Source organism: Bacteroidales bacterium (assembly GCA_031275285.1).
Classification (GTDB): Bacteria; Bacteroidota; Bacteroidia; order Bacteroidales; family UBA4181; genus JAIRLS01.
Map to the genome: position 1 here is coordinate 1 of JAISOY010000105.1, position 7,586 is coordinate 7,586.

Below are 7,586 nucleotides of genomic sequence, written 5' to 3' on the forward strand. Positions count from 1 at the left end.
AATTCAGGGTGAATATGCATTATGCGACTCGCCGGACCGCCTATGCGGATGCTTTTCATGAAAAAATAATCTTCATCCAGGTCCCGCATCCCGTCTGTATAGGCTCGTATCACATAGTCCCCTTCAGGTAAGTCTTCAGGGATATGGAGATATCCGCTGTATAAATCGTTGGCGGGACCTGTTTTGATACGGCTGACTACCGAATCCCGCGCATCAAACAATTCTACAAACACGCTGCCTAATGAAAACGAAGGAACATGTGTGGCGGCATCCATAACGTGGGCGCGGAACCAGATACGTTCACCCGTAACATAATAAGGCTTGTCGGTTTGTAAATATATCTTTTCCTGGGGAAATAAAGATAATTGACGCTCGAATTGTTTGCCTACTTTCATAAGACACGTTGCAAGCGAATTTGTTTCCGGCGCTTCATCAGGTTGGTTTTCTGAAAAAACGTTCATCATTCCGGATTCGCCATCAGGATGATAATCCAAAGGCAACATCATATTAAGCCCCGTAACCGGATATGAGTTAAACTTGGGTGTAAAGCGTATTGGATTCCGGTAAGAACCGTCGGGATAAATGAACACCTGACGCTCAGGAGTAGAGATATTATTTCTGTATGAGCCAATCCGTTCCCATGGCACCTGGCTTTTCGCTTTTTCCAGATCCCGTTGAGTTACCGGCCTGCCAAAACTAACCATCATGACATTCTGATAAGGTAATATGTGAAATGACTTATTACCTGTAACAGAATCAGTCAAAATGAAGTAATCCGGATCTATCAAATCGTATTGATATGAGGCAGTGGGCTTATTAGTGTGAGTTTTGTATAATTTTCCATCGCTAAAAACCAATTTGTTTTCTACAGTTTTAGTTTCGACTGGTGTAGAATATTTCTGTATATTGACAAATAAAAAACCTTCCTCCAATGTATTGTCATGATACAATGCCTTAATAAAATTTCCAATAGTCGTTCTGTATATCTTTTTTCTGTTGATTTCCCATGTTTCCATTTGCTTATAATTATCCGGTTCAAGTTCGGTAAATAAGTATTCTCCTTCCCAGGAAATGTTATCGACATCATAGTCTATCATGAAACGCTTAAGTACAAATTGTATGTGATATCCCGTTTCATGATTGACAATTTGCAACGGAACGCGACACGTAACAGTAAATTTATTCGTTTCGGGATTATAGTAATAATAAACCGCATTGGGATTCATTGCCTGAATGTCTTTTTTGGATGGTTTCTTTCCCAGTATGGTCTTCCAGAAAAGGTCAATATCTTTGTTACGAACGTTGGATTTTGTTGTTATCATCACTTCTTCCATCTCGTGCGTATACATAGCAACATCAATCGTTATCTGTGTTTTTCCGGGGGTAATATCTTTGAAAACAGGCTGATATCCCACATGCGAAACTACCAGGCGGTAAGCTCCCTCTCCCGGAATTTTGAGCCGGTAATGACCTTCGGCGTCGGTAGTAGTTCCCACGGTTGTAGTGGAAAAAAAAATCGAAGCGCCGGGGATTGGACTGCCATTTTCGGAATCGGTAATGCGACCGCTGATGATGCGCTGCGCGGATAATGCGAGCGAAACAAACAATAACACAGTCATTAACAGCAGCCTACAGTATCGCATAATTTTTAATTCATAAAATAACTATAATGATTGGCATTAAGAGGGGGCAATCTCTTCATTTGCTTCTAATTGATATTATCTTCTAATTTAGTTTTCATCGTAGTTAAATACAACATTGTCATGGCAGGATTTTCTTTAATTGCGGTAAAAAAACTATGACAAGTCAAATCCGGTGTTATAATAAAAAAGAAAGGATTGAGAAACTTGTCTAATGAAATATCAATTTTATCAACATTATATGATTTAAAATCAACATCAAAAGTATTTTTAATAATTTTAATCTTCCTGACATTGGAATATGAACCCCATAAAATGATATTTTGAGGAATATTATGTTTTTCCGAACGGAATAGCTTAAACTGTTGTTCCACACAATCACTACATTGCGCTTCAGAGAAACGATATACTAAAATAGGAGCGTTTATCACATCTTTCAAGAAAACCTGTTGTCCTTCTTCTGTGATAATCGAGAAATCACCCGGTAATTGATATCCATTTGAGATTAATTCATGAGGTTGCGAATATGAAATATTTTCAATGATCTCTTTATAAAAGAAAACCTTGTCCGATTGTAATTGTCTTGTATATTGCCTGACAGTTACACTCATCACAAAAATTACTATCAAACAAAAAAAAAGAGCCGCATATAGGCTATATAGCAAGTATTTGGTTATCTTCATAACAGATTTTACTTTTAGGGATATAATTTATTTTTCATAATGGATAGATACTGGACAAACTTAGGCGAGGTTTCTTCTGTTATTGTAAAAAAACTATGGCCGGTCAAATCAGGACGAATGACAAATAAATAAGGATTATATTGCTGATCTATAGGAAGATTTGTAGTTGGCAATATATATAATTTGAATTTAAGATCGTGAACATTGTTTAGTATTTTCAAAACTCTCATTGTAGAAGGGGTACACAAAATAACAATATTTTCCGGCACATTTCTATTCTCTTTATATAGGAGCATAAAACGATTCTCAACACAACCTTTACAATTTGTATCTGTAAAACGATAGATAAGTGTAGGAACCTTAATAATATCTTTTAGAAAAACTTGTTGATCACCATCAGTGGTAATCTCAAGATCGGGTAATAACCGATAACCTTCCGATAACCATTCGTATGGTCGTATTTGTGATATTTCTTCAAGTCGTGTTTGATAGTAGGACACAGAGTTCGATTGCAACTGACGGACGCGTGTCTGGATCATATTGTTCATTGCGAAAATCAGCATCAAGCAAAAAACAAGAACTATAGATAACCCAAATATAAAAAAATTTGTTTTCATTTCAGATGGCTGATGATTAATACTGGATTATCTCCTTCTTTTAATTGTGAAGCGACCTTTCTTATCGCATTATTTACATTTTTATTTGGAAAATCGTGTGCTGACCAAATATGCTTATATATTTCCAAAAAGTTAAATGCATCATAACTAATGATGACCTTATCATCCATCATCCACGTAAAATAGGAAAATAAAAAACCCAAAGAATCATGAATCAGATGCCCCCCTTCAGTAAGCGTAGTTACTCCATTTTGTTTGTCATAAATACATAACAAATATACTCCATGTAATCTGGATAATTCTAAAAACAAATATCGATCAGTTTCAAAAATTTTTTCAATACCTATTATTTTTCCTTTTGGGTTTTCCTCCAATACTTTATTAACAATTTTTGACTTATACTTTACTCTTTCTCCCATCAAATCAACCGTGTATTTACGTCCGATACTACCATCTGGCTTCAATCCAAATATAGCGTCCACTCCTGAATATATTGCCGAAAAACCATCAGAATATATCGAATATCTCGGTCCCTTAATTCCTAAACTGATTGGTGCATTCTTAAAAGGCAGGTAGGTATCCATTTTATCCAAAGAAAGTGGTGTCGTAAATAATCTGTAACGTCCAGCTCGTACTATTCCCCAGTCATTCACATAATAAAGAAGGTCATTATAAAAAAATATATCCCAAGCCCATAGTTTGTTTAGTATCTTGTTGTCTTCTCTGATAAATTTCCCTGATAAACTGTATTCTAATAGCTTGCGTAATGAAATATCTAGAATGATGATTGTAGAATCGGTTACCGTTGCAGAGCTAATTGCATGATATTCTCCTGGACCTCTACCATAAGCATTTATTTTGTTGATAAATTTACCATCCATGGTAAAAATAAATATGGATTTAGACATATTATCAAAAATATAGATGCGATTAGCCTTTATTTCCAATTTATCCATCGCCCCAATCAAACAATCATCGTTAGTTTCTAATGGAATAATTGAAAATGAGGTATCAATAATATTGGTCATGTCATAACTTTCCACTACCTTATTCAAATCAATCTGTATAACCTGAACATCTCCTACGGAGTCTTCAACATGATGTGAACATCTTGTGAAAATCAGTAAAACCATTAAATAAAACAATAGTGCTAATATAGTTGTCGACTTCATGTATATTTTTTATTAAAACCCGTATAAATACAAAATTATGTAACGTTACAATCTCAACGGTTCATTAAATAAGGATAAATTCTTAAGCGACAACCGCCGTAAACTCAATAACTTTTTTTGATAAGCTTATAATTTATTTGATCTGATACTGGACATATGAATAAAACGATCAAACATGATGAGTTGTGCAACACAGCTTTAACAGATAATATAGAAACTTTTCTTTTGCTAATATCTTAACCTGATTCATGCCAATTAAGTGGAGTATGGTCAAATCCTATCTATTAAAGCTTTATCCCGGTTTTCTAAAGTAATGTTATTGGACGTTTATATAGCCCGAAAACTCAGACAATCCTTGTTGTCCACCTCTACTTGGCGATGAAACTCAAATCAATGGTTATGACTTCGCGATTCCCGATGAGTATCTTATTAGATAAACAGTTCATATTGTAACTAGAAAATCCCTAGATAATTACCTGAAAACGACCTTCGCATGATCAACCATAGCAGTCTAAAGCTGGCTATTTCCATTTTTGTAAGAATTGAATGACAAACTTTTCAATTACTCAATGCTTTTTTACTAATTTATTTTGTAAAAAAATGATTATTAATATACTATAGTTTAAATTGAAAGTATCCTTGAAGATTAAATATCAACAAGTTCCAATAAAAAAAATCACAAATGCCATGTTTATAATAAATATTTTGAAACTTTCAACTTATTAATCATTAATTTTTCAAATATCTAAAATTTAATCAATACAATCCCCCCTATTATGATTTTTTTTAACGAAATACTAAGTTTATAATATCATAATGAAAACTAGACGACTCCTTTCTATAAAACTTAAACTATCCTAATTAACAGTAACTTTCAAATTATTTTATATCACAGGGACAGACCTGTACGCTTGGATCCCAACAACAAACATTAGGCTGCGGCACACTACATATCTCGCCAACCCAAGAATGGACACTGGATAAGATATAGCCATAATCAGGAAAATATATAGGCTCACACGATTTGAACGATGAAGTATGTCTTGTATAGGTATATACAGTACAAGTATTCCACGCTATTCCCAAATGGTTAGGAGGAAATGAAAAACCAGGAAAATTACACATTCCGTTTTCCCCTGTAGCCCAAACTCCGTATGGAGTGCCTCCACCGGAACTAGTTCCGGTTCCCCCTCCGGTTCCGGTTTGTTGTGCCAATATTTGGCTGTGAAGGCTAATATCCAGAATTCCATAATCTGAATATGCATACTGCAGGTTAACCGCCATCACACATAGCATGGTCAAAATACCTGCCCCTACTAATAATTTTTGTTTACTCATTTTGTTAATATTTTAAATTCATAATATCGCAAATGTAATTTATTTTTTCAATTATGCAATTTTTTCAGAAAAATAATTTTAATTTTCAACCACTATTTGATCTCTTTTATACACAGTTTTCCCGTCTTCAGTCATCCCCTCGATCACAACCGTATAAGTCGAAGGCGTATCTGCCGTATAAAAACTAAAACCTGCCTTGCCATATTCATCGGTGGTGATATTGGGTTGCCAGTGAATGGTCGTGCGTGAGTCAGGTCGGGTATTTTGTGCGGGTGTATCGTACTTAGGTGCATAAAATTCGACAGGTCTTTGAAAACCCAACGGAATGACCGGTTTGATATAAGGTGTTTCTTTAACTCTGGATGTACCCCGCTTAGTAGTGATAGATATTACATGGGAGGGTGATGGTTGTCCTAAATCACCATACCCACTATCATACCTTTTAGGGTGAGACACAACAAATAAGGCTGCGGCAGAACCGGATAATAAATCGACCTGGGCAATGTCGGCCGGAGACAGATCAAATACATCATCAACTAAACGGTCATCAACAATAAAATATACAGGACGATGCCCATAGGTCACACTCCTTGAGTTTACATCGGCAAAAATTCCCGGAATCCGGTTCAGCAGGGAATTGATACTCACCGGAGGGTTTCTTTTTAAATCATCCTCGCTAATCACAAATTGAGTATCTCTTGCTTTATAAAAAAAGGAATAATCTTTGCCTTTTATTTTTGGCGCAGTAATGGTAACTTCCGGTATGTGGCTGATACGGATTCCATGTTCTTCCATATATTGCTGTTCTGCCTTATCGACATACTTATCAAGAACTTCGCGATCAGGTATACCAGAGGCAACAACAGGAATTTTCCGCTCAGGGTACGAGACTCCGTCGAGTATCAATTCTAGATTTTGATTTCTTTCCTGCGACATAGCCTGAACAATAAACGCGGTACTGTCGGGCAGATCACCATTGGACAGATAGAACCGTCCATTATGGTCCGTATAAGCCGTTCCGGTATAATTCCCCTGTATGGACAAAATGCTCACAAGAACGCCCTCTACGGGACGATTCCTATTTCGTACTGTTCCGGATACCGCATATCCCATTTGTAACAATGTGTCCGGATACATCAGATCATTTCTTATGATCCGCTCCGTATCATACCGGCGCCATCCCTGTGTCTGCATCAGCAGATCAAGTGAATAGACCGACAACTGTCCTTTTTTCCGGAAATAATACCCCGGATCAGGTATGTTTCCGCGCAAATCGGAAGTCAACAGCAGAGAGGTCAATATGTTCATCGTCGTATCGACCGCTACTTCATGATCGTCGGTGACCGAAACGGAAATGTTCCCTATCAAAGGCTCACCCGCTTCATCCGTAATACGAACCGTATACTCCACTGGAGTCCGAACGGGATAGCTATCCCTGCCGGTTTTACCTTCCACTTTTGCCTGATCATCATTATGGACAAACACCAACCGCTCGCTTACCGGAATCATGTCTTTGGTCAGAAGAAGCAGATGGCTTACTCCGGATGGGAAGAAATCCTTCGGGAAAACAAGCGGTTCGCTAGTATTTTCCCAAATACGGGTATCATGCACGATTCCACGTGTGTGAATAATCATACATAATGTATCATTAGTTTTTTGAGACCCCGGCTGAAGCACGTTCACCATCAGATGATCTTTACCCCATGTAGCCGACAGTGCATAACCTTCATTCTGGGCGGCAGGCAGCTTAAAGCGTCTGGTTTTCCCCTTACTGTTGGTGCAAACGGCATCATACGTTTCGCCCGGTTCCTGCTTCATCATGAACTGACCCATACCACGGACGTCGGACCTGAATCGGGTGATTTCATTTCCCCGGCTGTCATAAACTACTCCGTTCACGTCCATTTCCGTTCCGTCGCGCTGCATCGCCTTGAACGCAATTCGCCCTGTAGTGCCGTACAGGAGGGAACCGCCTTCGGGATAGAACGATACGTCGAAATCATCATCAGGGAAAGGTATCCTGATGTATTGACGGAAAGGGTTATTTTCATACGTGGCATCCAACAGCATTACACGCTGTTTTTGGTCGTGCGGAAATTCAAAACTAAAGTTTGAAAGTCCCTCATCGCATTTTAC

The 7,586-nt window shown here is 37.5% G+C and carries 6 protein-coding genes; all 6 read right to left on the reverse strand.

Annotated features, from left to right (window positions below; all coding sequences use genetic code 11):
• Positions 1–1,643 (reverse strand): carboxypeptidase-like regulatory domain-containing protein (locus tag LBQ60_11300; GenBank protein MDR2038497.1); only part of this gene is annotated, 1,643 nt, incomplete at its 3' end.
• A 65-nt stretch (positions 1,644–1,708) separates the two neighbouring features.
• Complete coding sequence (locus tag LBQ60_11305) at positions 1,709–2,323, reverse strand: hypothetical protein (protein MDR2038498.1); 615 nt, start codon at positions 2,321–2,323, stop codon at positions 1,709–1,711.
• 14 nt (positions 2,324–2,337) lie between these two features.
• Positions 2,338–2,940, reverse strand: a complete 603-nt coding sequence (locus LBQ60_11310) for a hypothetical protein (GenBank protein MDR2038499.1) — start codon at positions 2,938–2,940, stop codon at positions 2,338–2,340.
• On the reverse strand, positions 2,937–4,112 hold the full coding sequence (locus tag LBQ60_11315) for a 6-bladed beta-propeller (GenBank protein MDR2038500.1): 1,176 nt from the start codon (positions 4,110–4,112) through the stop codon (positions 2,937–2,939). Before LBQ60_11315 ends, LBQ60_11310 begins: the two co-directional genes overlap by 4 nt.
• 879 nt (positions 4,113–4,991) lie before the next feature.
• Positions 4,992–5,450, reverse strand: a complete 459-nt coding sequence (locus LBQ60_11320; protein MDR2038501.1) for a hypothetical protein — start codon at positions 5,448–5,450, stop codon at positions 4,992–4,994.
• 78 nt (positions 5,451–5,528) lie between these two features.
• The coding region (locus tag LBQ60_11325; GenBank protein ID MDR2038502.1) for a hypothetical protein at positions 5,529–7,586 on the reverse strand (2,058 nt) is incomplete at its 5' end.

Excerpts from the sequence above, each read along its gene's own strand:
- LBQ60_11305 (MDR2038498.1), bottom strand. The coding sequence starts at position 2,323 with ATGAAGATAACCAAATACTTGCTATATAGCCTATATGCGGCTCTTTTT.
- LBQ60_11310 (MDR2038499.1), bottom strand. The coding sequence starts at position 2,940 with ATGAAAACAAATTTTTTTATATTTGGGTTATCTATAGTTCTTGTTTTT.
- LBQ60_11315 (MDR2038500.1), bottom strand. The coding sequence starts at position 4,112 with ATGAAGTCGACAACTATATTAGCACTATTGTTTTATTTAATGGTTTTA.
- LBQ60_11320 (MDR2038501.1), bottom strand. The coding sequence starts at position 5,450 with ATGAGTAAACAAAAATTATTAGTAGGGGCAGGTATTTTGACCATGCTA.